Origin of the sequence: Bartonella sp. AP57NXGY (assembly GCF_042195805.1) — a bacterium.
Classification (GTDB): domain Bacteria; phylum Pseudomonadota; class Alphaproteobacteria; order Rhizobiales; family Rhizobiaceae; genus Bartonella.
The window spans coordinates 1-1,012 of sequence record NZ_JBHIOZ010000378.1 but is presented as its reverse complement, the minus strand read 5'-3'; the positions used below and the strand labels follow the sequence as shown (position 1 = coordinate 1,012).

General features: G+C 43.3%; 2 pseudogenes. One reads left to right on the top strand and one right to left on the bottom strand.

The annotated features are described in order from the left end of the window. Window positions 1–349 (bottom strand): annotated as a pseudogene (locus tag ACFIL8_RS10985) (autotransporter outer membrane beta-barrel domain-containing protein); the annotation flags it as partial. Here ACFIL8_RS10985 and ACFIL8_RS10980 point away from each other — a divergent pair. Further along, window positions 342–1,012, top strand: a pseudogene (locus ACFIL8_RS10980) (hypothetical protein); the annotation flags it as partial. The pseudogenes ACFIL8_RS10985 and ACFIL8_RS10980 overlap by 8 nt on opposite strands.

Genomic DNA, 1,012 nt, shown 5'->3' with positions numbered 1-1,012 from the left:
TACGCCTTGGATACCTGTTGCAAATTGTTTGCTAACAGTTGTGGAGATCGTCAACATTTTTGCATTTTTCAATTTTGCGGTTGTACTAATGAGGGCATTGGTGATCTTTCCCTTTAGGAAGACATAGGATAACAGCGTATCAAGATAGAAACTACTTGTCATGTTGTATGGTTCCATAGGTTGTGAGTAACCATTTTTCCACAGTACTCTTATTTGCATCTTGCATATCTTTTGGGGTGAAAGAGAGTTGCCCGTAGGTTCGGACAAGACCCAAATGTGTTGTAGATATTTTTTCCTTCTGCACGACAAGGTTAATAGCTCCTTGTAGAACAGCATAGTGAAGATCTGCCATTTTCTCCTTGGATGGGGATTTTATTAATAAGTTTGCCGATGTCATTGCTGAAGACAATCTCATCATCCGTGGCTTAAGTGGAGAGCGGGCTGGTCATGTGATCAACAGCTCGGGTCTTTTAGAAGTCGTGTCAGGCGATATGACCTTCGATGTCTCAGCGCTTACCAACATGCGCGAAGGTGGGGTCGAAGTTAGCGATAAAGTGATTTCTCACAGTTACGTGCGAGGAGAATGGAAAGATGTCGAAAATATTGATCATTTACGTATCAAGGAAAATATCGACACCACGATCATTCGTCAGCAGCCTCATTTTACCAATAATGCTGCACAGATTTTAGTAGGACATCATCTGACAATTAATGCCGGTGATATCCGCAATAGCTATAGCTTGATTGCTGCCAATGGCAACATTGAGATGCATGGCGATACGCTGCTCAATGAGGGGCGCGATTTAATCGAAACAACTAAGGTTGTAACGGAAACGCGCTACAGACACAAAGACTGTAATTTTTGGACCAGTCTAGGGTGTATAGCGCATGGTGCAGATGAATGGGATGGTCCTACTTTTACCAAAACAACCGCCCGCACTTATGATGCTGTTTACGGCACGATTGAAGCTGGTGGCACGCTTGATGCCAAGTTGACAGGCTATATTGACAA